Annotated in this window: 23 protein-coding genes and 1 pseudogene; 19 read left to right on the top strand and 5 right to left on the bottom strand. The window is 63.4% G+C overall.

What is annotated here, in order from left to right; genetic code table 11:
- Positions 1-101 precede the first annotated feature (101 nt).
- From D8W71_RS23205 to D8W71_RS23195, 3 genes are read left to right on the top strand one after another with little or no spacing between them, the layout of a single operon-like run.
- Complete coding sequence (locus D8W71_RS23205; RefSeq protein ID WP_121116960.1) at positions 102-1,229, top strand: Re/Si-specific NAD(P)(+) transhydrogenase subunit alpha; 1,128 nt, start codon at positions 102-104, stop codon at positions 1,227-1,229.
- Complete coding sequence (locus D8W71_RS23200) at positions 1,229-1,573, top strand: NAD(P) transhydrogenase subunit alpha (RefSeq protein WP_121116958.1); 345 nt, start codon at positions 1,229-1,231, stop codon at positions 1,571-1,573. Before D8W71_RS23205 ends, D8W71_RS23200 begins: the two co-directional genes overlap by 1 nt.
- Entirely contained in the window at positions 1,573-3,015 is a 1,443-nt protein-coding gene (locus D8W71_RS23195) for an NAD(P)(+) transhydrogenase (Re/Si-specific) subunit beta (RefSeq protein ID WP_121116956.1), read from the top strand. The genes D8W71_RS23200 and D8W71_RS23195 overlap by 1 nt, the downstream gene beginning before the upstream one ends.
- A gap of 64 nt (positions 3,016-3,079) precedes the next feature.
- Here D8W71_RS23195 and D8W71_RS23190 read toward each other — a convergent pair whose 3' ends face one another.
- On the bottom strand, positions 3,080-3,769 hold the full coding sequence (locus D8W71_RS23190) for a hypothetical protein (protein ID WP_121116954.1): 690 nt from the start codon (positions 3,767-3,769) through the stop codon (positions 3,080-3,082).
- A 479-nt stretch (positions 3,770-4,248) separates the two neighbouring features.
- Here D8W71_RS23190 and D8W71_RS23185 point away from each other — a divergent pair, with 479 nt between their 5' ends.
- Together D8W71_RS23185 and D8W71_RS23180 are read left to right on the top strand one after the other, a co-directional pair.
- Entirely contained in the window at positions 4,249-4,617 is a 369-nt protein-coding gene (locus tag D8W71_RS23185) for a hypothetical protein (protein ID WP_121116952.1), read from the top strand.
- 131 nt (positions 4,618-4,748) lie between these two features.
- Positions 4,749-5,768 (top strand): phosphotransferase family protein, encoded by a 1,020-nt coding sequence (locus D8W71_RS23180; RefSeq protein ID WP_121116950.1) that lies wholly within the window; start codon positions 4,749-4,751, stop codon positions 5,766-5,768.
- On the opposite strand, the gene D8W71_RS23175 is transcribed toward D8W71_RS23180, so the two are convergent.
- Positions 5,765-6,229 carry an acyl-CoA thioesterase gene (locus D8W71_RS23175; RefSeq protein WP_121116948.1) on the bottom strand — a complete coding sequence of 155 codons (465 nt, stop codon included), beginning with the start codon at positions 6,227-6,229 and terminating at the stop codon, positions 5,765-5,767. The genes D8W71_RS23180 and D8W71_RS23175 overlap by 4 nt on opposite strands.
- Positions 6,230-6,235: 6 nt before the next feature.
- Complete coding sequence (locus D8W71_RS23170; protein WP_121116946.1) at positions 6,236-7,435, bottom strand: benzoate/H(+) symporter BenE family transporter; 1,200 nt, start codon at positions 7,433-7,435, stop codon at positions 6,236-6,238.
- Between the two features lie 79 nt (positions 7,436-7,514).
- Here D8W71_RS23170 and D8W71_RS23165 point away from each other — a divergent pair, with 79 nt between their 5' ends.
- Positions 7,515-8,996 (top strand): FGGY-family carbohydrate kinase, encoded by a 1,482-nt coding sequence (locus D8W71_RS23165; RefSeq protein WP_121116944.1) that lies wholly within the window; start codon positions 7,515-7,517, stop codon positions 8,994-8,996.
- Here the strand turns inward: D8W71_RS23165 and D8W71_RS23160 are convergent.
- Positions 8,981-9,766, bottom strand: coding sequence for an SDR family NAD(P)-dependent oxidoreductase (locus tag D8W71_RS23160; protein WP_121116942.1), 786 nt, complete (start codon positions 9,764-9,766; stop codon positions 8,981-8,983). The genes D8W71_RS23165 and D8W71_RS23160 overlap by 16 nt on opposite strands.
- Complete coding sequence (locus tag D8W71_RS23155) at positions 9,763-10,794, bottom strand: sugar-binding transcriptional regulator (RefSeq protein ID WP_236077583.1); 1,032 nt, start codon at positions 10,792-10,794, stop codon at positions 9,763-9,765. The genes D8W71_RS23160 and D8W71_RS23155 overlap by 4 nt, the downstream gene beginning before the upstream one ends.
- 175 nt (positions 10,795-10,969) lie before the next feature.
- Between D8W71_RS23155 and eltD the strand changes: the two genes are divergently transcribed.
- The 13 genes and pseudogenes from eltD (at position 10,970) to D8W71_RS23090 (ending at position 25,383) form a co-directional block, all read left to right on the top strand.
- Positions 10,970-12,061 (top strand): erythritol/L-threitol dehyrogenase, encoded by a 1,092-nt coding sequence (eltD, locus tag D8W71_RS23150; RefSeq protein WP_121116940.1) that lies wholly within the window; start codon positions 10,970-10,972, stop codon positions 12,059-12,061.
- A gap of 59 nt (positions 12,062-12,120) precedes the next feature.
- On the top strand, positions 12,121-13,497 hold the full coding sequence (locus tag D8W71_RS23145) for an ABC transporter substrate-binding protein (RefSeq protein ID WP_121116938.1): 1,377 nt from the start codon (positions 12,121-12,123) through the stop codon (positions 13,495-13,497).
- A 24-nt stretch (positions 13,498-13,521) separates the two neighbouring features.
- Positions 13,522-14,469 (top strand): carbohydrate ABC transporter permease, encoded by a 948-nt coding sequence (locus D8W71_RS23140; RefSeq protein ID WP_121116936.1) that lies wholly within the window; start codon positions 13,522-13,524, stop codon positions 14,467-14,469.
- Positions 14,470-14,472: 3 nt separating this feature from the next.
- Positions 14,473-15,339 (top strand): carbohydrate ABC transporter permease, encoded by an 867-nt coding sequence (locus D8W71_RS23135; RefSeq protein ID WP_121116934.1) that lies wholly within the window; start codon positions 14,473-14,475, stop codon positions 15,337-15,339.
- On the top strand, positions 15,340-16,458 hold the full coding sequence (locus D8W71_RS23130) for an ABC transporter ATP-binding protein (protein ID WP_121116932.1): 1,119 nt from the start codon (positions 15,340-15,342) through the stop codon (positions 16,456-16,458).
- Positions 16,459-17,582: pseudogene (locus tag D8W71_RS23125) on the top strand (ABC transporter ATP-binding protein). It abuts the gene before it with no gap.
- A gap of 9 nt (positions 17,583-17,591) precedes the next feature.
- Positions 17,592-19,316 (top strand): dihydroxyacetone kinase family protein, encoded by a 1,725-nt coding sequence (locus tag D8W71_RS23120; protein WP_121116930.1) that lies wholly within the window; start codon positions 17,592-17,594, stop codon positions 19,314-19,316.
- A 3-nt stretch (positions 19,317-19,319) separates the two neighbouring features.
- Positions 19,320-19,820, top strand: a complete 501-nt coding sequence (locus D8W71_RS23115) for a ribose-5-phosphate isomerase (RefSeq protein WP_121116928.1) — start codon at positions 19,320-19,322, stop codon at positions 19,818-19,820.
- A 768-nt stretch (positions 19,821-20,588) separates the two neighbouring features.
- Entirely contained in the window at positions 20,589-21,434 is an 846-nt protein-coding gene (locus D8W71_RS23110) for a glycoside hydrolase family 26 protein (protein WP_328588806.1), read from the top strand.
- Positions 21,431-22,657 carry a PP2C family protein-serine/threonine phosphatase gene (locus D8W71_RS23105; protein WP_121116924.1) on the top strand — a complete coding sequence of 409 codons (1,227 nt, stop codon included), beginning with the start codon at positions 21,431-21,433 and terminating at the stop codon, positions 22,655-22,657. The genes D8W71_RS23110 and D8W71_RS23105 overlap by 4 nt, the downstream gene beginning before the upstream one ends.
- Complete coding sequence (locus D8W71_RS23100) at positions 22,654-24,630, top strand: glycosyltransferase family 2 protein (RefSeq protein ID WP_121116922.1); 1,977 nt, start codon at positions 22,654-22,656, stop codon at positions 24,628-24,630. Before D8W71_RS23105 ends, D8W71_RS23100 begins: the two co-directional genes overlap by 4 nt.
- Complete coding sequence (locus tag D8W71_RS23095; protein ID WP_121116920.1) at positions 24,630-24,968, top strand: STAS domain-containing protein; 339 nt, start codon at positions 24,630-24,632, stop codon at positions 24,966-24,968. Before D8W71_RS23100 ends, D8W71_RS23095 begins: the two co-directional genes overlap by 1 nt.
- Positions 24,961-25,383 (top strand): ATP-binding protein, encoded by a 423-nt coding sequence (locus tag D8W71_RS23090; protein WP_121116918.1) that lies wholly within the window; start codon positions 24,961-24,963, stop codon positions 25,381-25,383. Before D8W71_RS23095 ends, D8W71_RS23090 begins: the two co-directional genes overlap by 8 nt.
- The last annotated feature ends 27 nt before the right edge of the window (positions 25,384-25,410 follow it).

Below are 25,410 nucleotides of genomic sequence, written 5' to 3'. Positions count from 1 at the left end.
ATCAGTGTCCTTGTGCCTTGCGCATGAATTCGCCTGCTCGTAGCGCGGTTACCCCCGCTCGTCGAGCCGTAGGCGCCTCTCAACTTACGAAAGTCGGAGATTTGAGTATTTCGCAGAGTACCGAGAATGGGACGAACAGTGGGGCGTCGACGCGAGTCGGCGTCGTACGCGAGTCCGTGGAGGGCGAGCGCCGGGTGGCGTTGGTTCCGAAGGTTGTCGCGTCGTTGATCGGGAAGGGCGTACGCGTCGTCGTCGAATCCGGGGCGGGTCTGTCTGCTCTGATTCCCGACGAGTTGTACGTCGAAGCGGGAGCCGAGATCGGCGATCCCTGGTCCGCTGATGTGGTCGTCAAGGTCGCGCCTCCTACCGATGCGGAGATCTCGAAGCTGTCGAACGGGTCGACGCTGATCGGGTTTCTCGCACCTCGTAACGCGGACAACAAGATCGAAGCGTTGGCGGCAGCGGGAGTGCAGGCTTTTGCCGTCGAGGCGATTCCGCGTATCTCGCGTGCCCAGGTGATGGACGCGCTGTCCTCGCAGGCCAACGTCGCCGGCTACAAGGCCGTCATTCTTGCGGCGTCGGAGTCGACACGATTTTTCCCGATGCTCACCACCGCGGCGGGCACGGTCAAGCCGGCGACGGTGTTGGTGCTCGGAGTAGGTGTGGCGGGCCTTCAGGCACTCGCGACAGCGAAACGTCTCGGTGGACGCCCGACCGGGTACGACGTACGTCCCGAGGTTGCCGATCAGGTGCGTTCGGTGGGTGCTCAGTGGCTCGATCTGGGTATCGATGCCGCCGGTGAAGGCGGCTACGCCCGCGAGTTGACCGAGGACGAGCGTGCTCAGCAGCAGCAGGCGCTCGAAGAGGCCATCAAGGGCTTCGACGTCGTCATCACCACCGCGTTGGTGCCGGGTCGCCCCGCACCCCGCCTGGTCACCGCAGCCGCTGTCGAGGGCATGAAGCCAGGCAGCGTCGTCGTCGATCTCGCGGGTGAGACCGGCGGTAACTGCGAGCTGACCGAACCCGGTCAGACCGTCGTCAAGCACGACGTCACCATTGCCTCACCGCTGAACCTGCCGGCCACGATGCCCGAGCACGCAAGCGAGCTGTACTCGAAGAACGTCTCCGCGCTACTGGAGCTGATGCTCGACGAGAACGCGGTGCTCGCGCCCGACTTCTCCGACGAGGTGCTCGCGCAGTCCTGTGTTACAAGAAAGGCAGAAGCCTGATGTACACCCCACTTCTCGCGAATATCGCGATTCTCGTGCTGGCCGGTTTCGTCGGCTTCGCTGTCATCTCCAAAGTCCCCAACACCTTGCACACGCCGCTGATGTCGGGCACCAACGCCATTCACGGCATCGTCGTGCTCGGCGCGCTCATCGTCCTGGGCCGTCTGCCGGAGGACGCGTCGTGGGGTGTGCGCATCATCGCGTTCGTCGCGCTGATCTTCGGCACGCTCAACGTCGTCGGCGGCTTCCTGGTCACCGACCGCATGCTCAGCATGTTCAAATCCAAGAAGGCACCCGTGGCAGCCCCATCTTCTGATTCCGCGCAGAAGGGTGCTGATTCCTGATGAACAACCTCGTCAACATTCTCTACATCGTCGCGTTCGGCATGTTCATCTACGGTCTGATGGGCCTGACCGGCCCGAAGACCGCCGTCCGCGGCAACTGGATCGCCGCCGTCGGTATGGGCATCGCAGTGGTTGCGACCCTGATCGAGGTGCGCGACGCCGCCGCGATCAACTGGATCCTCATCGCCGCAGGTCTCGCGATCGGTGTACTCCTCGGTGTCCCGCCGGCCAAGCGCACCAAGATGACAGCGATGCCGCAGCTGGTGGCACTGTTCAACGGTGTCGGCGGCGGCACGGTCGCACTCATCGCGTGGTCGGAGTTCATCGAGACCGATGGTTTCTCGGCGTTCCAGCACGGCGAAGAGCCGACCGTGCACATCGTCATCGGTTCGTTGTTCGCCGCGGTGATCGGTTCGGTGTCGTTCTGGGGCTCGCTCGTGGCGTTCCTGAAACTGCAGGAACTGCTCAACAAGAACGTGGAGAAGGCGTTCGTGAAGAACGCACGCACGTTCCAGCTCACCAACATCGTCCTGTTGGTGCTCGCGGTGGCGGTGTCGATCTTCATCGGTATCAAATCGACCCCGGGCGAGGGCACCTCGGTGTGGTTCATCGTGTTGGTGCTCGTCGCGGCGGCGTTGATGGGTCTGTTCGTGGTGTTCCCGATCGGCGGCGCCGACATGCCCGTGGTGATCTCACTGCTCAACGCGTTGACGGGTCTGTCCGCAGCGGCTGCAGGTCTCGCGCTGAACAACACGGCGATGATCGTGGCGGGCATGATCGTCGGTGCGTCGGGTTCGATCCTCACGAACCTGATGGCGACGGCGATGAACCGGTCCATTCCGGCGATCGTGTTCGGGTCGTTCGGTGGCGGCGGCAGCGATGCCGGTCCGGGAGCCGATGCATCGGGCGGTGTCGTCAAGGCGACGTCGGCGGCTGATGCTGCGATTCAGATGGCGTACGCCTCGCAGGTCATCGTCGTGCCGGGGTACGGGCTTGCTGTCGCGCAGGCACAGCATGCCGTCAAGGACATGGCGTCGATCCTCGAAAGCAAGGGCGTCGAGGTCAAGTACGCCATTCACCCCGTTGCAGGTCGTATGCCGGGTCACATGAATGTGCTCCTCGCTGAAGCCGACGTCGAGTACGACGCGATGAAGGAAATGGACGACATCAACGGTGAATTCTCGCGTACCGATGTCACCATCGTCATCGGCGCCAACGATGTCACCAACCCGGCGGCACGCAACGACCCGTCCAGCCCGATCCACGGCATGCCGATCCTCAACGTCGACGAGTCCCGCTCGGTCATCGTGCTCAAGCGTTCGATGAGCTCGGGCTACGCCGGTATCGACAATCCGCTGTTCACCGCCGATCGCACCTCGATGCTGTTCGGGGACGCGAAGAAGTCGGTCAACTCCGTCATCGAGGAATTGAAAGCCCTCTAACGCGACGGCTCCGTTCGTGCGCGCGTAGTGACCGCCCAAGGTGACTACGCGCGCACGATGCGTTTCAGCGCATTCGCCGCAGCGCGAGTGCCGCAGTATCGAAGGGATTCTGCGCCTCGCGCTCGGCGGCAATCGGCGAGAACAACATCACCGTGGATGAACCGGCCCACCATCCGAGCACGATCAGGGCCGTCGTCACGACACCGACGATGCTGCCGGTGCCGCCGATCACTGCCGCTCCCGCGACCGTGACAGCCGCGACCGTCCCGAGTCCCCACACCATCGGTAGGAATCGCGGCGACGCGACGAGGGTGGCCGCGCTGATGAGTGCCAGGCACGCCGTGAGGTTTCCGTTCGGCAACGCAGAGGCCGGAACCCATCCGTTCGCCCATGCGCGCACCGCAGCGGTGGTGAGAGACGCGCCTACCACCAGGGTGATGACCGCTCCGATTCCGTAGGGAAGCTTCCGAATCAGCGCCACGACGGTCAGCGCGGCCACGGCGGTGAGGACCGGGGTCAGCCCGAAGGCTCGCAGCAGAGTTTCCGATGGGATGGTCAGGCTCGGGACGAATGCGCGCGAGTACGGATAAGTGACGCCGAGTGCCGGCACGACGACCAAAACGAGGATCGACGCGAGCACAGACGCAGCGACCACGACGAGTCTTGCCAGAGTTCCGTGGGGGTCGACAAACGTTTCGGTCGCGGAGTGTTCCTCCAGTTCGACCAATTCCATGCTGTCCGTGTCCGAACTCATCGGTGGACATCTCCTCTCGTGCGCCTGACATCTCGTCTACGAGGATGCAAGACGACTCTGAGTGTGCGATGTGAAGGGCACCTCGAACCGCCGCGGGTGTAGGGCTGGTGCACGCCAGGACCGCTCAAATGTGCGTGATAACGATTCGATCACGGTCGGAGTTGCCGAACGTCGAGGGCGGCTTTACGTGCCGATGCCGGAGGTCGGCACCGCTTTCGCGGGCCCTGTTCGATGAGGTTCGACGGCGTGAAAAGCATTCGTAGCGGGACGAACAGTAGATGATTCAACTTAGTGTGACGCTTATCACATCATCCGGTTTGGTCTGGCGGCCCTAGCCGAATTGGGCGTAGTTTCAACGAATCGGATAAAAGCGCAAATTCGTTACAACTCGATTAGTAACGATTCGAACACGGTGCCATGTAGGTCCAAAAACAGCGGCCGGAGAGCACCGGACAGCGAATCCGATCGAAGGAGACAACATGACCCTCGCAGATACCCGCCCCGCCACGGAGACGACTGCGTCGAGCGGCTCCGCCGCCCTCACGTCGAGTCAGCTCGAGATGATGCGCGCGTTCTTCTGCTACGAGTTCGAGGTAGCTCAGCTCGATCGCAACTCGGTTCCCGAGGCCACACCGGAATCGGTCGAGGAATGGATCGAAGCCCTCGAAGTCAGCGGACTGTTCGTCGCGTCCGAGTTGCAGTCGATGCGCTTGGCGTGGCAGTCCGAGCCTGAGGCGCTGGTCGCACTCCTCATCGGCGACGTCGACGAGATCGCTGCGCGCCGGGATGTCCTCGAGGTCGTGGCAACGGATGCCCCGAGCGAGGCGTCGTACCTCCGAGCCAGCTGACACAACTGGCGCAGTTCGACTGCGCTCACCTATCTACCGAGAACGGCGCCGCAGGCATTCGCCTGCGGCGCCGTTCTGTTGTCCCGTGCCCCGATCATGTAAGAGTGGTTCGACCGGATGAAAGGCGGCATATGTCAACGGACATGGACTTCTCTGCAGTATCCGAATGGATCGGCGGACTGGGGATCGGAGCGGTCTCTCCGCTGAACTTCGATCGAATCGGAAACGGACAGTCCAACCTCACCTACTGCGTGAGCGATGCCGGGGGCAGCCGGTGGGTTCTGCGGCGACCGCCGTTGGGTCGCCTGCTTGCGTCCGCGCACGACGTTGTGCGTGAGTTTCGGATCCTGAGTGGTCTGCAGAACACTTCGGTGCCGGTGCCGAAGATGATCGCGCTGAGTGAGAACCCAGCGGTAGCGGAGGCGCCCCTGGTGTTGATGAGCTATGTCGACGGTCTCGTGGTCGATTCACCGGCCAAAGCCGAAGGGCTCACCGAGGACGTACGGTCGGCCGTGGGCGAGAGCATGACGACCGCACTCGCCGACATTCACCGAGTCGATCTGGAGAGCGCGGGCTTGCTCGATCTAGCAAGCCACAAGCCGTACGCAGAGCGCCAACTCAAGAGATGGACGACGCAGTGGGCCAACTCCAAGTCGCGCGACGTGCCTGCACTCGACCTTCTCGCCGAGCGGCTCGCGGCGAACGTTCCCGATCAGCGTGAGCTGACACTGGTACACGGCGACTTCCATTTGAACAACGTGATCATCGCGCCCGATGGGTCCATCGTCGCAGTCGTCGACTGGGAGCTGTGCACTCTCGGCGATCCGCTGGCTGACATCGGAGCGTTGCTCGCGTACTGGCCCGAGGCAGGCGACGCGGTCGCAGGTCCGTTCATGGCGTCGACCTTGCCTGGATTTCCGACGCGGGCCGAGCTGACGGCCGACTATGCAGCCAAAACGGGGCGCGATGTGGCCGCGGTGGGGTTCTGGCAGGTGCTGGCGTTGTGGAAGTTGTCCATCATCGCCGAGGGCGTGATGCGTCGAGCGGAGTCGGACTCGCGCAATCGAGCCGGCGCTGGCAGTCCGACGACGTCGCTGATCGACGACATCGTGGCCCGAGCACTGTCGACGGCCGACGAGATCGGCATTTAGCTCGGAACGACGAGAGTCCTCGCGGCGGCCTCGATCTCCGTCGGAATTGCAACAGGCTTCCGCGTGACGGCATCGACATAGACGTGGACGAATCTGCCGGTGGCGGCCAGTTCGAGTTCGTCGTCCGCGCCCTCACGGAAGAGCGCGAGCGAATACACGATGCTTCGGGCTCCGAGCTTCTCTACCGACAGTCCGACCTGGAGAGCATCGGGGAAGGACAGCTCACGTCGATACGTGCACGAGGTTTCCGCGACCACACCGATGGCAGGCAACGTGCGAATGTCGACCCCGGTCGTGTTCATCAGCCAGGCGTTCACTGCAGTGTCGAAGTACGAGTAGTAGGTCACATTGTTGACGTGGCCGTAGTGATCGTTGTCGTCCCATCGCGTCGCAATCGGCCACAGGGCGGGGTACTCGGCGGCGGGGTTGTGTTCGGCGCGCTGACCTGCGGAGGCTGTCATGGCCGCTTACTCTAGCCGTTTCGGCCTCAGCACCCAGCGCAAGACCAGTCCGACGACGAGCGCCCAGAACGCCGAACCGATACCCGCAATTGCGATTCCCGACGCCGCGATCACGAAGGTCAGGATGGCTGCCTCCCGTCCCGTCTCGTCCTTCAGCGCGCCCGCGAGCGACGCGCCGAGCGTGCCGAGAAGAGCTAGACCGGCCACGGTCTCGATGACGCCCGCCGGAGCGACGGCGACGAGGGTCGCGACTGCGGCCGAGCACAGCGCGAGAAACAGATAGAACCACCCGGCGCTCGCCGCCGCGATCCAGCGCCGCTTCGGGTCGGGGTGCGCGGAGGGCGCTGCCGCGAGGGCTGCGCTGATCGCGGCGAGGTTGATGGTGTGACCGCCGAACGGTGCTCCGATGACAGTGCCGATGCCGGTGACACCCATGGCGCGGCGCCATGGAACGTCGTAGCCGAACGACCTCATGACGGCCATCCCCGGGATGTTCTGTGAAGCCATGGTGACGATGTACAGCGGAAGGGCGATTCCGACGATCGCTTGCCATGTCCAATGTGGAACCGTGAGGTCGATCCGGGGGATCATGTCGGAGGCGTTCGGAACCCGATCTCCCGCAACGACATCGATGCCGATGACCACCGCCGCTGCGCCGAACGCCGCAGGGACGGCCCAGCGTTTCGACAACTTCTGCAGAACCAGCCATACCCCGACGACCGGGGCGATGACGACTGGCGACGCCGCGAACGCAGTCACCGGCTTCAAGCAGAGCGGCAGCAGAACACCTGCGAGCATGGCCTGTGCGAGGGAGGTGGGGATCGAGTTGATCAGCGCTCCGAGCCGCGGCCACAAACCCGTTGTGACGACCAGAACACCGACGACCACGAAAGCGCCGACCGCGGCGGGCCAACCCCCGGCCACGGTTCCGGTTCCGGCGAGCAGGGCTGCGCCGGGCGTCGACCAGGCCAGAGTGATCGGCTGCCGGTAACGCCTGGACAGGTACAGCATGCCGAGCGCCTGGGTCACGCAGATCGCAAGCAGACCCGACGCCGCCTCGGTCGGTGAGGCGCCCACCGCACGAAGTCCGGTGAGTACGACCGCGAACGAACTCGTGAAACCCACCAGCGCGGCAACGATCCCGGCGCTGACGGGTTGCACGCGAGATGACCTGGCGTTCGGCGGCGGTTCGGTCTGGTCGGTCACAGCTCACTATGATGCCTCCTCCGCGGCGATCCGCGCTTACCGGCCACGACCCGAACGCCGCTCCGATACTGTTGCAATTGTGAACTTGTTCGTGGGGATCGATATGGGCACCGGCAGTAGCAAAGGCGTCCTGGTCACCGCCACCGGCGAGGTTCTTGCGTCCGAGCAGCGAGCCCATACGATGTCGCTACCCCATCCTGGTTGGGCCGAAGTCGATGCCGACGCAGTGTGGTGGAGCGACGTATGTGCCATCGCGTCCGCGTTGATGACCGAGGTCCCGTCGGGTTCTTCGGTCGCAGGCGTATGTGTCAGCGGAGTGGGACCGTGTCTAGTACTGACCGATGATGCACTTCGGCCGGTCAGACCGGCGATCCTCTACGGAATCGACTCCCGTGCATCCCGCGAAATCGATGAACTGACAGATTTTTTCGGTGCCGAAGCAATTCTGCAGCGGTGCGGCAAGTCGTTGTCCAGCCAGGCTGTCGGTCCCAAGATCGAATGGGTTCGCAAGAACGAGCCCGAGAAGTTCGATCGCGCAACCAAGTGGTTCGGCTCCAATTCCTACATTGTCGCCAAGCTCACCGGCGAGTACGTGCAGGATCACCACACTGCAAGCCAATGCGACCCGCTGTATTCGGTTCGTGAATTCGGTTGGAACACAGACTGGATCGGCCGTGTGCTCGGGGACCTGGAGGTGCCGCGGCTTGCATGGCCGAGTGACGTCGTCGGGCATGTCGATGCGCGTGGCAGCGACGCGACCGGCATTCCGCTGGGAACTCCGGTCGTCGCGGGCACCGTCGACGCCTATGCCGAAGCGTTCAGCGTGGGAGTGCGGCACCCGGGCGATTTGATGTTGATGTACGGCTCGACCATGTTCCTCGTCCAGGTCCTGGCGGACTACCACACCAATTCGGCCTTATGGACGACCACTGGAGTGCAAGCGGGCACGTATGCACTGGCGGCGGGAACCTCGACTGCGGGTTCGTTGACCACCTGGTTGCAGACCCTCACCGGCGGTGCGCCGTTCGACGAGTTGATGCGTGAGGCGTCTGCCGTACCGGCTGGGGCCGAGGGCCTGCTGATCTTGCCCTACCTAGCGGGCGAGCGAACGCCGGTATTCGACGCCGACGCCCGTGGTGTGATGGCCGGACTGACCCTGCGGCACGGGCGGGGGCACATCTTTCGCGCAGCCTACGAGGGAATCTCGTTCGGCATCAGGCAGATTCTGGAAATGTTCGACGACGCAGCCACTCCGGTTGCGCGCGCCGTCGCGGTCGGGGGAGGACTACGGAGCCCGGTGTGGGCGCAGGCGCTCAGCGACATCACCGGACAGACGCAACTGGTGACCGAACAGGCCATCGGTGCGAGCTACGGGGACGGTTTGCTCGCCGCGATCGGGGTCGGTGAGGTATCGCCCGAGACCGATTGGGCGACTGTTGCATCCGAGGTGCCGCCCAATCCCGCGCACCGGGCGCTGTACGACGATCTGTACGCAAGCTGGTTGCAGCTGTACCCGGCAACGCGGGACATCGTCCACGCCGGGGCTCAACTGACCAGGTAGCCGCCGTCGACGGGGATGTCGATTCCGTTGATCATCGCCGACGAGTCGGATGCGAGCCACAGCGCTGTCGCGGACACCTCGGACGGGACCGCGAAACGACCCGCAGGAATACGCGCGAGCATGGGCGCCGACTTGACGGGATCGCCCCAGACCTTCTGGCCCATATCGGTGAGAACAACTGTGGGGCAGACGGAATTGGCTCGCACACCTCGGCCGCCGAGTTCGAGCGCAAGAACCTTGGTGGCCATGATCAGTCCGGCTTTCGCGGTGCAGTATGCGTAGTGCTCGGGTAGTGGTCGCAGTGCTGCCGCCGATGCGATCGTGACGATGGATCCGCCGCTGCCCTCGGCCATCGCGCGACCGACACGGGCTGCGAGCAACGCCGGGGCACGGAGGTTGACCTGCATCACCTCGTCGAAATGTGCGGTGTCCAGTGCATCGACAGTTTCCGGATAGGAGATTCCTGCGTTGTTGATCAGCACGTCGATGCCCCCGAAAGCGCGTGCGGCGTCCTCTGCCAGTGCGTCGGCTCCCGAGGGGGTCGACAGGTCGGCTACGACGATCGCCGTCTCGGTATCGAGTGTACGAGAGAAGGATTCGAGCGTAGCGTGATCGCGCCCGGACAGGACGATGCGCGCGCCTGCCGCCGCGAAGGTCTGGGCGATATCGGCCCCGATTCCGCGGCTGGCGCCGGTGATCAGCACCCGTTTGCTGTCGACGCCTGTCAGCGAACTGTCGAGGGTCGGCGACCCGTCGGAACTCGTTGTCATAAGGTGTCTTTCTCGTCGGAAGTCGTGATGTGGGTCAGAATGTCCTGTGCAGTGGCGGGATCGGTGACGAGCCGGTTGAAAAAGTGTGCACGTGCGCCGGTGATGATCGGAACCACCTTGTCCGAGCCGACGGCAACCGCGATGCCGACCGGGATCTTCGGCAGCGCATCGAGTTCGACTGCGATGAGTCGGTCGGAGCCCGGAAATTCCACGGAATTTCCGTCGCGGTCGTAGAAGCGCGAACATACGTCGCCGACCGAATCCCGGAGCGACGCAGAATCCGTGGGGACGAACCGCGGAATGTCCGAGCGGAGCAGGGGCGGGGCCCCGACGCCCATGAGGATGCACCGAGCTTGGGGCCACAGTTCGAGCACTCGTTGAATTGCCGGGTCGGAGTGGATGATCGAATGCAGGTCGGCACCAGGAAGGGCGGGCGCGAACAAATAGTTGGCCCGTCCGCCCAGCTTGTTGGCGATGAGCCTCGTGATCTCGTTCGTCTGGTACCACTCCTCGGGTTGGTCGTTCCCGCCGACGGTCGGAGCCACCAGAATTCCAGGGATCTTCTCCAAATCGAACTGCGCCAGTTCGTAGACGGTTCGTCCGGAGGACACCAACAGGATGTCGCCGGGTACGAGTCCAACGGCGGCCAGCGCTGTGGAGACCGGGGGAGCGAGGTAGCGGCCCATGAGGTCCACCGTCGGTTTCGACGCCGTGGGCGGGGGTAGCGACGCCGACAGGTAGACGTGCTGGAGGCCGAGTGCGGCGGCGACGCGTTCTGCGAGGTCTTCCTGCGAGTAGTCGCTGGGTGGGACGACCTCGATCCGAACGATGCCTTGGCGCCTCGCTTCGGAGAGCAACCGACTCACGGTAGCCCGACTCGTACCGAGTTTCGCGGCCACTTCGGCCTGGGTTGCGTCCTCGTCGTAGTACAGCTTGGCCGCGGTGTACAGCAGGGTGGGCGCGAAGTGACTCCCGTCGGCCGACTGGCCCAACAGGGGGTTCTCGCTTGCTGAGCCGGTGATCGCCATGGCCGGAAGTATCCCATTGAACATATGTGCACGGAGTTTGAATTGCTGAACATTCGTTCTGGACATATGTATACCCGTTCGTTAATGTGAGCGCCAACACATCGCTGAAACGCAATGCTTCGACTCACCCGCCGCCGACCACGCGGCCACGAAACTGCTGCACAAGGAGCCATACATGTCGGATACGACAATCCCGGAGAAGATGCAGGCTGTGGTCTGTCATGGTCCCGAGGACTACCGACTCGAAGAAGTAGCGGTCCCGGTACCCGGACCAGGGGAAGCGTTGGTACGCGTGGAGGCCGTCGGAATCTGTGCGAGCGACCTGAAGTGCTACCACGGGGCAGCGAAATTCTGGGGTGACGAGAATCGACCTGCATGGGCCGAGACCGAGGTCATCCCAGGCCACGAGTTCGTCGGCGAGATCGTCGTGATCGACGACGAGGCCTCCGCCAGATGGAACGTTGCGGTCGGTGACCGAGTGGTGTCCGAGCAGATCGTTCCGTGCTGGAAGTGCCGATACTGCCTGCGCGGCCAGTACCACATGTGCGCGCCGCACGATCTGTACGGATTCAAGCGCCGGACGCCGGGAGCCATGGCCAGCTACATGGTTTATCCCGCGCAAGCGTTGGTGCACAAGGTCTCCAAGGACATCCCGGCGGCCCACGCAGCATTCACCGAGCCGTTGTCCTGCTCGCTGCACGCCGTCGAGCGGGCAGGTATCACGTTCGACGACGTCGTCGTCGTCGCCGGTTGCGGCCCGATCGGTCTGGGCATGATCGCGGGCGCTCGGGCCAAGAGCCCCGCGCACGTGATTGCCCTCGACATGCAGCCCGAGAAGCTGGCACTGGCCAAGGAATGCGGAGCGGACATCGTCATCGACATCCGAAACGAGGACGCGGAGAAGATCGTCAAGGATCTCACCGACGGCTACGGCGCCGACGTCTACCTCGAAGCCACAGGCCACCCCACTGCAGTTCCCCAGGGCCTGAATCTGCTTCGCAAGCTCGGTACCTACGTCGAGTACGGCGTCTTCGGCAGTGACGTCACGGTCGACTGGTCGATCATCTCCGACGACAAGGAACTCGACGTCCTCGGCGCACACCTCGGACCGTACTGCTGGCCCGCCGCAATCCGCATGATCGAGTCCGGCGTTCTGCCGATGGACAAGATCTGCACCCATCAACTCCCACTCGCCGACTTCCAGAAGGGCCTCGACCTCGTCGGAAGCGGTGCAGAGTCCGTGAAGGTCTCGCTCATCCCGTCCTGATTTCTCCTGCGTACTTTAGGGACATACCAATGACTTATCGTCAATTCTCGAGGCGGGACATGCTCCGCGCGATGGGGTTGGCAGGCGTCGCCGCGGCGTCGGTGCCCATCCTGTCCTCCTGTGGTGTCGGCGGCGGAGTGAACGCCGTCAACGGCGCGGGCGAGGTGAGCGGGCCGTTCGACTGGAAGGCAGTGCAGGGCACCACGCTCAACATCCTGCAGACCCCGCACCCGTACCAGCAGTCGTTCCAACCGCTGCTCGGCGAGTTCGAACAACTCACCGGCATCACCGTCAACGCGGATCTCGTTCCCGAGGCGGATTACTTCACCAAGCTCAACACCGAACTTGCCGGTGGCACAGGCAAACACGACGTCTTCATGCTCGGCGCGTACTTCATCTGGCAGTACGGCCCTCCCGGATGGCTCGAAGACCTCAACCCGTGGCTGCAGAACACATCTGCAACCAGCGACGAGTACGACTTCGAGGACATCTACGAGGGACTACGGACCTCCACGAGCTGGGACTTCGAGCAGGGTTCGCCGCTCGGTACGGGTGGACAGTGGGCACTGCCCTGGGGATTCGAGAACAACGTGGTCGCCTACAACAAGAAGTTCTTCGACGAGAACGGCATCACGTTGCCGGACACTTTCGACAACTTCGTTCAGTTGGCGATCGATCTGACCGATCGCTCGCAGAACCGCTACGGCATCGCGACACGTGGATCGAAGTCGTGGGCCACCATCCACCCCGGCTTCATGACGCAGTTCACGCGAGAGGGCGCACAGGACTACGTCTTCGAGAACGGCGAGCTGCAGGCGCGGATGAACTCCGACAAGGCAGTTGCGTTCACCGAGAAGTGGATCGAGATGCAGCACAAGGCCGGTCCCACGTCGTGGACGTCCTACGACTACCCCAACGCGACCGGGGATCTGGGCGACGGCAAGGCAATGATGGTCTTCGACGCGGACAGCGCGACTTACCCGAAGAACAAGCCGGGTGCATCCGCGCAGGCGGGCAACATCGGTTGGTACCCCGGACCTGCGGGGCCCGACGGCAGCTACGCCACCAACCTGTGGACGTGGTCGTTGGCGATGAATTCGATGTCGAAGAACAAGCATGCGGCCTGGCTGTTCATGCAGTGGGCAACAGGCAAGGAGGCGATGTCGAAGGCGGTGCAGGGAGGCATCTACGCCGACCCCGTCCGCAAATCGGTGTTCGACGGCGTCTTCAAGGATCAGGTCGCCGATCAGGCCGGCTACCTCGAGACCTTCGAGACCGTCATCGAACAGTCCAAGATTCAGTTCACCCCGCAGAAGAAGTTCTTCGACACCACCCAGAACTGGGCGTCGGCACTCCAGGACATCTACGGCGGCGACGACGCGCAGTCCAGGCTCGACGGACTGGCGAAAACCAACACCTCGAAGGTGAACCTGTGAAGAACTCGTCGAAAGAGGTAGGTCATGGCTACGCGTACTGAACCGGGGCACCGGACCGGAGCGCCTGTTCCGAAAACCTCCGCCAAGCCCGAGGTCCCACGGTGGCGTCGTAGGCTGCGGCCCTATCTGCTGTCGGTTCCGGCCGTCCTGATCGTCATCGGCATTCTGTATCCGTTCTTCGTCGGCGCGTGGTACTCGTTCCTCAATTACGCTGCGGTGAACCCGAATCCGGTGTTCGTCGGATTCGCGAACTACGCCAGTGTCCTGGGGGACGCTCAGTTCTGGTCGAGCGTGCGGGTTACCGGTACGTTCGCGGTCGTCGCCACCATCGTCGAAACCGTCATCGGTGTGATCATCGCGCTTCTTCTCAACCGATCGTCGATCGTCGGGAGGATCTTCGAGAAGGTTCTGATTCTTCCGTTGATGATCGCGCCCGTGATCGCGGCCGTGGTGTGGAAGTTGATGTTCAACCCGCAGTTCGGCGTGCTGAACCACGTTCTGGGACTGGGAAACACGTTCGACTGGCTCAGCAGCCAGAACGCGCTGTTCTCGGTCATTCTCGTCGACCTGTGGATCTTCACCCCGTTCGTCGCGATCCTCGTGCTCGCCGGAATCAGGTCTCTCCCGAAGGAACCGTTCGAAGCGTCCGAGGTCGACGGGGCGAGCTGGTTCTACATGTTCCGTCGGCTCATGTTGCCGATGCTGTGGCCGTACATCCTGGTTGCAGTGATCTTCCGTTTCATGGACAACCTCAAATTCTTCGACGTGCCATGGGTTCTCACCGCAGGTGGGCCAGGCGTCGCCACGCGTTCGCTGCAGATCGGCGCGTTCGAGGACTCGATCATCAACCTCGACTACTCCCGCGGCAGCACATACATGTTCCTGCTGTGGATCCTCGTGTTCATCACCGCGCGCTTCCTCGTGAGCGTGCTCGGCAAAGCACAGCGGCGTGCCGCTGGAGCGGAGAACTGACTCATGGCCAAGGAATTGCTTCCCGGACAACGCCGGTTCACCCCGGCCTCGGTCGCCGCGGACGTCGTGCTGCTGGTGTGGTTCGTGTTCTCGCTGTTCCCGATCGTGTGGATGGTGCTGCTCGCGCTCAAGTCCGACGCCGAGCAGACGAGTACCTATTTCTCCTTCAGTCCGACGTTCGAGAACTTCGGGACCGTACTGAGTCAGCGTGGAACCGATCTCACCAGCGTCGACTTCACGTCGTCGCTACTGACCAGCTTGATCAACTGCGGCGGCGCCGTCATCGTCTCGCTCGTCATCGGCATCCCGGCTGCCTACGCGGCGGGCCGCTGGCAGTACAGGGGCAGCAACGACCTGATGTTCCAGATGCTGTCGTTCCGCTTCGCCCCCGAACTGATGGTCATCGTGCCGCTGTTCGTCATCTACAACCAGATCGGTCTGTTCGACACCAAGGTCGGCATGATCTGGGTCCTGCAGTTGGTCACGATGCCACTGGTGGTGTGGATCCTGCGGTCCTACTTCCAGGACCTTCCCGAAGACCTCGAACAAGCCGCGCTTCTCGACGGGTACACCCGGTCCAGGGCATTCGTCATGGTCGCGCTGCCCCTCGTTCGACCGGGCATCGCCGCGGCCGCTCTGCTGGCCTTCATCTTCGCGTGGAACAACTACGTCTTCCCGTTGATCCTGTCGGACAGCAACGCCAGCACCGTCACAGTCGCGATCACCAAGTATCTCGGCGGCGGCGGACAGGCGTACTACAACCTCACTGCGGCGGCAGCAGTCATCGCAGCTCTTCCACCGTTGATCCTGGCGCTCACCATTCAGCGTTACCTGGTTCGCGGTCTCTCGTTCGGGGCGGTGAAATCCTAGATGGCACAGCTTGCAGTCAAGGGACTGAGCAAGAAGTACGGCAAGAAGATCGGTATCGACGGTCTCGATCTGGACATCGCGGACGGCGAGTTCTTCGTCATCCTCGGACCGTCCGGTGCCGGCAAGACCACCACCCTCAAATCCATTGCAGGACTGGTCGATGTCGACTCCGGTGCGGTACACATCGGCGACAACGACATGACATCCGTCGAGCCGTATCACCGTAACGTCGCGATGGCGTTCGAGAGCTACGCGCTGTACCCGCAAAAGACTGTCTCGCAGAACCTTGCGTCCCCGTTGAAGTCGGGACGGACGGGTAAGTACACCGAGGCCGAGCAGACCGAGCGCATCAAGTCGGTCACGACCACGCTCGGGATCGATCATCTACTGGCGCGATTCCCACGCGAACTGTCCAACGGGCAGCGACAGCGCGTCGCTCTCGGCCGGGTCCTGGTTCGACCCGCTGACGTGTACCTGCTCGACGAACCACTGTCGCATCTCGACGCCAAGCTACGGGCAGCAATGCGCGTGGAACTCAAGCAGCTCGGGGAGATGTCGAAAACGACGACCGTGTACGTCACCCATGACTACCAGGAGGCGCTTGCCCTCGGAGATCGCATCGCGATCCTCCGAGAGGGACGCGTCGTTCAGGTGGACACACCCGAGAACATCTGGCGTACGCCCGCCGACACGTTCGTCGCGAAAGCTCTCGGCCAGCCCGAGATCAACCTGTACGACGCGACGGTCGACGACGGCCTGCTGCGTGTTCTGGGAAGCACCCTCGAGGTGGCGACGCCGTCGATGCTGAAGCGAGGGGATCGTGCGCGCATCGGTATCCGTCCGTGTGACGTCGATGTTCTCGCCGAAGCGCCGACCGGACCGGGCAAGGTGAGTTTCTCCGGAACCGTCGTGCTGGCCGAACGACTCGGCCGCGACGTCGAGGTCTCGGTCGATCTCGGTGGCACCACGCTCATCGCACTCTCCAAGGGCGGACGACACATCACCGAAGGGGCGACGGTGACTGTCGCCGTCGATTCCTCCGACATCCACATCTTCGCCGGCGCCGATGGCGAGTCCGAGACCCGCCAGCTCGGCGCAGCAGATCAGAAGGAGCGGTAGATGACTGCGACACTTTCCGTGAGCCGCACGTCGGTCGCGCAGAGCTTGACGCTCGACAATCTGGTCAAGACGTACAGCTCCCGTGGACGCGAAGAGTTCAAGGCGGTCAAGGGTATCGATCTCGCGATCGAGCCCGGTGAGCTGATCGCATTGCTTGGGCCCTCCGGGTGCGGAAAGACCACGACGCTGCGGATGATCGCTGGGCTCGAGACCGTCACGAGCGGACAGATTCGCATCGGCGATCGCACGATCACGGATCTGCCACCGGGCAAGCGTGAGGTCGGCGTCGGTTTCGAGAGCTACGCGCTGTATCCACCACTGTCCATCCGCGAGAACCTGGCGTACGGGCTCAAGGCCCGTAAGGTCAAGGATGCCGACGCGCTCGTTGCCTCGATCTCACAGCGACTCGAGATGGAGGACCTGCTCGATCTGAGGCCGGCCGGCCTGTCGAGCGGACAGAAGCAGCGGGTTGCATTGGCCCGAGCCCTCGTTCGGAATCCGCCGGTACTGCTGCTCGACGAACCGCTTTCGCACTTGGATGCCTCTGCACGCCAGCGTGTTCGGCGCGAGCTCAAAATGCTCCAGCGCGAGTTCGGATACACCACGATCGTCGTCACCCACGACCAGGTCGAGGCACTGAGCCTCGCCGATCGACTGGCGGTCATGGACGGCGGCGTCATTCAGCAGTTCGGTACGCCCGACGAGGTTTTCGACGATCCGGCCAATCTCTTCGTCGCCGGGTTCGTCGGTGAACCCCAGATCAATACTCTCGACGGTGTCGTGCGGCGTTCGACGTCGGGGACTGTTGTCGAGATCGGCGACGGCACACTGGCGGTGAACGCAACCGATGTCGCCGACGGCACGTCGGTGAAGGTCGGTATTCGTCCCCAGGACGCGTCCATCGTCGCCGGTGTGGCCGGAGACGGGCAGATCTCGGCGTCGGTGGAGTATTTCGAGCATTTGATGGAGTTCGGTCAGGCGACGATCTCGGTCGCAGGCGGGGTTCGCTGATCGTGCAGACACCCGCACGGGAGAACTACCGCAGCCACGATCGCTGTGCGCTCACCGCCCCCACCGAACGGGTGTATCTGTTCGACCGCGACTCCGGTCTCCGACTTCGATAAGGACCAGTCATGACAAGGCTTTTCAATGATCCGGCGTCCTTCATGGAGGACATGCTCGACGGCTTCCTCGACGCCAACTCGCGCTACGTCGTCGGAGTTCCCGGCGGAGTGGTTCGTGCGACGGCGACGCCCGAGGGCAAGGCCACCGTCGTCGTCGGCGGCGGATCGGGCCACTACCCGGCGTTCTGCGGAGTGGTGGGGCGGGGATTCGCCGACGGCGCAGTGGTCGGCAACATCTTCACCTCGCCGTCCGCGGACGACGCCGCATCGGTCGCGCGGGCCGTCGAGGGCGGCGGAGGCGTGCTGCTGACGACCGGCAACTACGCGGGCGACGTCATGAACTTCGGTCTGGCCGTGCAGAAGCTGCGATCCGAGGGAATCGACGCCCGCTACCTCGCGGTCACCGACGACATCGCCAGCGCACCGAAGGAAGAAATCACCAAACGGCGCGGAATCGCAGGCGATTTCACGGTCTTCCGATGCGCGTCGGCCGCCGCGGACGACGGTTACGACCTGGACGGTGTCGAGCGCATCGGCATCGCTGCGAACGACGCCACCCGCACCCTCGGCGTGGCCTTCGACGGCTGCACGATGCCGGGCGCTGATCACCCCTTGTTCACCGTCGCCGAGGGAACTATGGATCTCGGTCTCGGAATCCATGGGGAGCCCGGGGTGTCCTCGCACGAGATGCCCAGTGCAGCAGAGCTCGCTGACCTGCTCGTGGAAGGCGTGCTCGCGGAGAAGCCCGCGGGCAGCGGCGACCGCATCGCGGTGATCCTCAACGGACTGGGTCGCACCAAGTACGAGGAACTTTTCGTGGTGTGGCAGACGGTCGCCAGAGCACTTCGCGCGCACGGGTACACCGTCGTCGACCCCGAGGTGGGCGAACTCGTCACGAGCCTCGACATGGCCGGATGTTCGCTCACGGTGATGTGGCTCGACGACGAACTCGAGAAATTCTGGACAGCGCCTGCCGACACCCCGGCGTATCGCAAGGGAGTGCTCGCAACGGACAGTGGGGAGCGCAGATCGTCCGAGTCGGCTTCGGCGGCATCGGCGGCGACCTTGCCCGCATCCGACCAGCCCTCACGCGACTGCGCTCGATTCGTCACCGCGTCGCTCGATGCGTTGAGCGAGCGCATGACTGCGGCCGAGGACGAACTCGGACGCATCGACGCCGTCGCAGGAGACGGTGACCACGGCCGAGGGATGGTCAAGGGCACCGCCGCGGCCCGAGCTGCTGCCGGCGACACCGCAGACCGTGACGGAGGCGCCGGTTCGGTGCTCGCTGCTGCCGGTTCTGCCTGGGCAGCCAAAGCAGGCGGAACGTCCGGGGTGCTGTGGGGTGCAGCGCTCACCGCGATCGGTAACAGGCTGGGCAACAACGGAACTCCAGACGACGCAGCGGTCGCCGAGGCACTGCGAGCAGGGTACGACGCACTCGTCGCGCTCGGCGGTGCGTCTCTGGGCGACAAGACGATGCTCGACGCCCTCGACCCGTTCGTCGGCGCTGTCGAGAAGTCGGTTTCGGCCGGCAACGACTGGCGATCCGCGTGGTCCGAGGCCGTGACGGTGGCCGAGGGCGCCGCCGCCCGGACGGCAGAACTCCGTCCGAAGGTGGGACGGGCGCGGCCGCTCGCCGAGAAAAGCGTCGGGACACCGGACGCTGGGGCGGTCTCGCTGTCGATGTGCGTCGCGACCATCGCCGAACTCTTCACGAAGCAAGGAACCTAGATCATGAGCAAGCTACGTATCGTCGTCGGGTGTGACGACGCAGGGCTGCAGTACAAGCAAGCGTTGTTGGCCGATCTCGAGAAGGACGACCGAGTGGAGTCGGTAGCCGATGTGGGCGTCGGGACCGACGAACACACCGCCTACCCGCACGTGGCCGTCACCGCAGCCCGCATGATCGCAGACGGCTCAGCCGACCGCGCGTTGCTCGTGTGCGGTACGGGTCTGGGAGTTGCCATCAGCGCCAACAAGGTCCCCGGCATCCGAGCGGTCACGGCACACGACAGCTTTTCGGTCGAGCGTGCCGTCCTGAGCAACGACGCCCAGGTGTTGTGCATGGGTCAGCGCGTCATCGGCATCGAGCTTGCGCGTCGGCTGGCCAGGGAGTGGCTCGGCTACACCTTCGATCCGCAGTCCGCGTCGGCTGCGAAGGTCGCAGCGATCGGCGAGTACGAAACCGGTGCACTCGCTACCGCCGAGGATGCGGCAAAGGCGGTCTGCGACTGAGCTAGCTGGTGCGACGGTGGAACACCAAGCATGCCGTCGCGCAGGAAGTGTCGAATGCCCCTCGAGGGAACAACCAGAGTTCCGGCTTGCGGTGCCGCGGGTTCGACTGCAGTTTCATCACCGGGGCCCCGCGTTCCTGGTCAAAACCGCGGTAACGGTTCTACCGCGGTTTCCGCGGCCAGATCATGGGCGCCTGAAACTTTTCTGAGACAACAAATTTCGACCAACGAAATCCCTGTTTCCGACCACCGATTTTTCAGTGGAAGCTCCTATCTACCTGACCTGATTTCTCACTGGCAATCAAGGCCGTGCGCACAGACCCATAAGCACTCAGAAAGTCATCACGTCAGGCCACGTCAGGCCACGTCAGGCAGCGGCATGATCGCGTCGGTCGTCTCGAGTGCCCGCAGCTGACGTCACAGCAACCGGCTATAACGAAAACCAGTTCAACAAGCTAGTCGCGACCGCCCAACGCGGTCTGCAACATTTCCGTGCGGACGATAAGTGATTTCTGCACGCGCACCTGGCCCAGGGGCCGTGAGGCTTGTTTCGGAATACGCCCGGTCGGGCATGTGCTTTTGTGATAGTTCACAAGGTGTGGTTCCGCGTTCGACGGGAGTAGTGATGCGGTCGGTGTCGAGAATGGCCGTACTGATGCTGTGTGGTGCGGTGATGACGGCGGGGGCAGTCGCGTGCAGCTCGGCATCCGAATGTTCGAACGATTCTGGCTCCCTGCAGGAGTCGGACGGTTCATGTCTTCGGTTCGGGGTGAGCACACCGAACGGGCCTCTAGCCGTCGGTGAGACGGCGGCAGTCGCGGAATCCGTCGGCGTCGACCCCAGTCTTGTGCTCTCTTTCCATGACTTCGCCGCAGTCCCCCCGATCGGCCAGCTCGACGCGGTTGCCGCCACGGGCGCGTCGTCGATACTCACCTGGGAGCCGTGGCGGCATTACGGCGGCGACGACTACGACCGCGGAGCGTTCACGATGGCCTCGATCGTTGCCGGGAAGCATGACGACTACCTCTACCGATGGGCGGACGAACTGGTCGCGCACGCAGCGGTGGTGTATTTGCGCTTCGCGCACGAGCCGAACGGAACTTGGTACCCGTGGTCTCCGATGGGTGGCACGTCACCCGACACCTACGTGGCGGCCTGGCGGCACGTGCACGACTTGTTCATGTCGAAAGGCGCGACCAACGTCAAGTGGGTGTGGGCGCCCAATGTCCCTGTTGCAGAGGAGATTCGTCCGATGTCCGACTGGTATCCGGGAATCGAGTACGTCGACGTGATCGGCGTCGACGGTTACAACTGGGGAACGAGTGCACCCGGCCACCGTTGGACAAGCCCATACGATCTGTTCGGATCCGCGTTCGATGAGCTCCGCGCCTTGGCTCCAGGCACACCGCTCCTCGTCACGGAGGTCGGTTCGGCCGAGGAAGGTGGCTCGAAAGCGGACTGGATCGAAGAGTTCGTGGCCTACCTCGACGCCGAGCAGGGAGCTACCGGATTCGTCTGGTTCGAACAGAACAAAGAGGCAGATTGGCGGCTCAACAGCACGGAGGAGGCCGCCGCAGCGATGGGGCGTGCACTACGAAAGGCGGGTCTGTCATGACCATGGTCGACCCCCGGCCAAACGACGTACGCGAGGACGCTCGACTGCGGTCGGTCGAACAACTGCACTTGTTGGATTCGGCGCCCGAGGACCGATTCGCGCAGATCACCCGCATGGCGCGTGCAGTCTTCGGAGTGCCGATGTCGTCGGTGTCGTTGCTCGCGCGAGATCGGCAGTGGTTCAAAGCCATCGATGGCATGGACGTACAGAACGTTCCTCGTCCGCACACCGTTTGTCAGACAACGGTTGCGCGTGCCTATACGCAACCCGACGATCCGGCCCTCATCGTCGAGGATCTCACTCGAGTGCCCGAGTTCGCAAAATTGCCGGGTGTTGCTGCTGACGGCGGTGTTCGGTTCTACGCCGGTTACCCGCTGTACGGGCCCGGCGGGCATCCAGTGGGTACGTTCTGCATCTTCGATATCGAACCTCGCGAGTTGAGTGCCGATCAGCGCACCGCTTTCCGGGAGATGGCGGCGTGGGCGCAGCGTGAGATCGAGAACACCGACGACCTCGAGCGCGCATCGGCTGTGCAACGGCAGCTACTACCGCTGCCCCTGGCGGAGGTGCCCGGTTACGCCGTCGCATCCATGTGTGTGCCGGCGTTCGCGGTCGGTGGGGACTTCTACGATCACTACCGGTGGCGCGGCGGACTGACCTTCACAGTTGCCGACGTCATGGGGAAGGGCCTCGGTGCTGCCATTCTGACTGCCAGCGTGCGGTCCGCGATGCGCGCTGCCTCGCGAGCACTCGATGCAGCGGGTACCGATGCAATTCTCGGCGACCTGATGCAGATCGTTGCCGACCAACTCGCCGAGGATTTCGCCAGTACCGAGACGTTTGCCACCGTTTTCCATGCCCGCCTGCACACCGACAGCGGCGTCGTGGAGTGTGTGGACGCCGGACATAGCCTGTGCCTCGTAAGGCGGGCCGACGGGACAGTCGAGCCTGTGAGTGGCCGCGGTCTCCCGTTGGGAATCCTGCCCGACGAGGTGTGGGACACGACGACAGTGGTGTTGCATCCGGGCGACATGATGGTCATTCCGTCCGACGGACTACTCGATCTGATGTCCGAGAAGAGCGACTCCACCGCCGTTCACCGAATTCTCGCCGGGTGCCCTACACCGCAGTCTCTGTGTGACGCCGTCCGCGACCTGGCCGCGGTGCGTCCCCCCATCGACGACGTCACCGTCGTTGCCGTTCGTCGAAATGACGCTCGATGACTCACCGCACCGACAGCAAGACCGCGGTACGGACGTCCCCCTCGCCGTGGTTACGTCTGCTCATCGTCCTCACCGCAGCGTTGGGCGTGAACTACATCGTGTGGCGCTGGCTCGTGTCGGTCAACTGGGACGCGTGGTGGATCGCCGTTCCGCTGGTAGTGGCGGAGACATACAGCCTGATCGACTCCCTTTTGTTCGGGTTGACGATGTGGCGGTTGCAGCATCGGAACGATCCGCCCGCACCGCCCGAAGGCGCCACCGTCGACGTGTTCATCACGACCTACAACGAGCCGATCGATCTCGTAATGAAGACCGCCCTCGCAGCCAAGGACATCCGATACCAGCACTCGACGTGGATTCTCGACGACGGCGATCGAGAAGAACTGGCGGCCGTCGCTGCCGAGCGCGACATCGGCTATCTGACGCGGTCGGTCAGCTGGATCGACAAGCCACGCCACGCCAAGGCCGGCAACCTCAACAACGCCCTTCTCGAGACCCACGGTGAATTCATTCTCATCCTGGACGCCGACCAGATACCCGAGCCACAGATACTCGACCGCACACTCGGATATTTCCAAGATTCGAAGATGGCCTTGGTGCAGACCCCGCAGTACTTCGTCAACGTTCCGAAGTCGGATCCACTGGGAAGTCAGGCTCCGCTGTTCTACGGGCCGATTCAGCAGGGCAAGGACGGGTGGAACGCGGCGTTCTTCTGCGGGTCGAACGCGGTTCTCCGCCGTGAGGCCCTGATGCAATTGGGAATTACCCAGTACGTCAGCGCGGTCGAGGACGGGATCGACCGCGCTTTGCGGGCGGCGAAATCTGTATTGCGCAAAACGAGGAAACAGGTCGGCTCGGACAATCCTGTGGCCCTCGCCGCTCTCGACGCCGTCGGCGATGCGGTGAAGGAAGCCCGATCCCGATTGAAGGCCCGCGAACCCCTGGCCGAGATTACCTATCGCTTTCAGAAACAGGTCGACGCCGCAGCCCGAACTCTGGTGGATTCCGACCTGGAGATGATGCGCGCCGATCTCGAAGCAATCCAAGCACTCCAGGAATTGGGCGAGTCCGAGAGCGGTGCAGGGGCTCTGGACTACGAGGCGCTGGCGGTGCTCGCCGACCACGAGTGGTCACCTCTCGGTGCGCTCGAGTCGATCCGAGCCATGATCGACGCTGTGGATGTGGGTCGGTCGGATGAGGCGCAGCCGATGCTTCCACTGGCAACCATCTCGGTCACCGAAGACATGGCCACCTGCATGCGATTGCACACGCTGGGCTGGAATTCCGCCTATCACCACGAGAACCTGGCGTACGGCCTCGCGCCCGAGGACCTGAAAACCATGGTCACTCAGCGGCTTCGGTGGGCACAGGGAACCATCCAGGTGATGCTCCGTGAAAACCCGCTCGTTCAGAAGGGTCTCACCGTCGCGCAGCGGCTGATGTACTGGGCCACGATGTGGAGTTACCTCGCCGGATTCGCCGCGATCGCCTACATCGCGGCGCCGGTGGTGTATCTGGTCCTCGGCATCATGCCTGTTCAGGCATACAGCTGGGACTTTTTCAGCAGACTCATCCCGTTCCTACTTCTCAACCAGGTGCTGTTCTTCGTGGTCAGTCGCGGAACACCGACGTGGAGAGGACAGCAGTACAGCCTCGCCCTCTTTCCGGTCTGGATAAAAGCGTGCACGACGGCATTTCGCAATGTCTACATGAACCGCCCGCTCGGCTTCGCCGTGACTCCCAAGACGAAGCAGGCCCAGGACTCGCTGCCCTGGCACATCGTGCGGCCTCAGCTGGTGGCGATGGTCATCCTGGTGATGGCATCGATCATCGGAATCTTCCAGCTCTACCGCGGGGCCATTTCCGTGCTCGGGGTCGGTGTCAATCTGTTCTGGGTCCTGTTCGACCTGGTGATATTGAGTGTTGTGATCACAGCGGTCCGTTACCGCGGGCCCGACGAAGAAAGGCCATGATGCCCACTTACGAAACTCGAACCATCGACGGCGGTGCTGTGGTGCTGGCCCCACAGGGACGTCTCAACATGGTGGCGGCTCCGACACTGCGCGCCCAGCTCCACGGACTCGTCGAAGGCGGCAACTCTCGCATCGTTGTCGACCTGTCCGAGACGGAGTTCATCGATTCCTCAGGGCTGGGGGCATTGGTCTCAGGGCTCAAAGCAGCTCGGCAGGCCGGCGGTGATCTCCGGATTGCGACCCCGTCGCAGCAGGTCGAAACAGTGCTGGAGCTGACGAACCTGAATCGGGTGTTGCGGACATACACCTCGATCGACGCCGCATTCGCTGATGAGTAACTCTGCCGGTGTGCGTGTCCTCGAGGACGTCACGCGTCCGGAGACCCTTGATCTCATCCACGGGCTGCTGGCTGATGTATTCGCGGAGCATGCGCTAGACGACACGGACGCAATGACGTTCGAGCTCGCTGTCGCCGAAATCGGTGCCAACATTATAGAGCACTCGGAGTCAGGTGGGTCTGTGACGATACGGCTCGAACTCGAGGTGTTCCCGGGCCGAATCGAGGCCCGCTATTGCGATGATGGCAAACCCGCGCGCATCGACCTGAACGCCGTGTCACTCCCGGACGATTTCGCCGAACGCGGGCGCGGCCTCGCGATCGCGGTCAACGTTCTGGACGAGCTGGGCTACCGACGTGCCGACGGTAAGAACCACTGGCGACTTGTCCGGAATCGAACTACCGATCAAGCGTGAATGTCAACAGACCTTACGGGTGCCGCC

The sequence above is a fragment of the Rhodococcus sp. P1Y genome (assembly GCF_003641205.1).
Classification (GTDB): Bacteria; Actinomycetota; Actinomycetes; order Mycobacteriales; family Mycobacteriaceae; genus Rhodococcoides.
The sequence above is the reverse complement of the archived record's forward strand: the minus strand, read 5'-3'. Positions and strand labels throughout refer to the sequence as shown.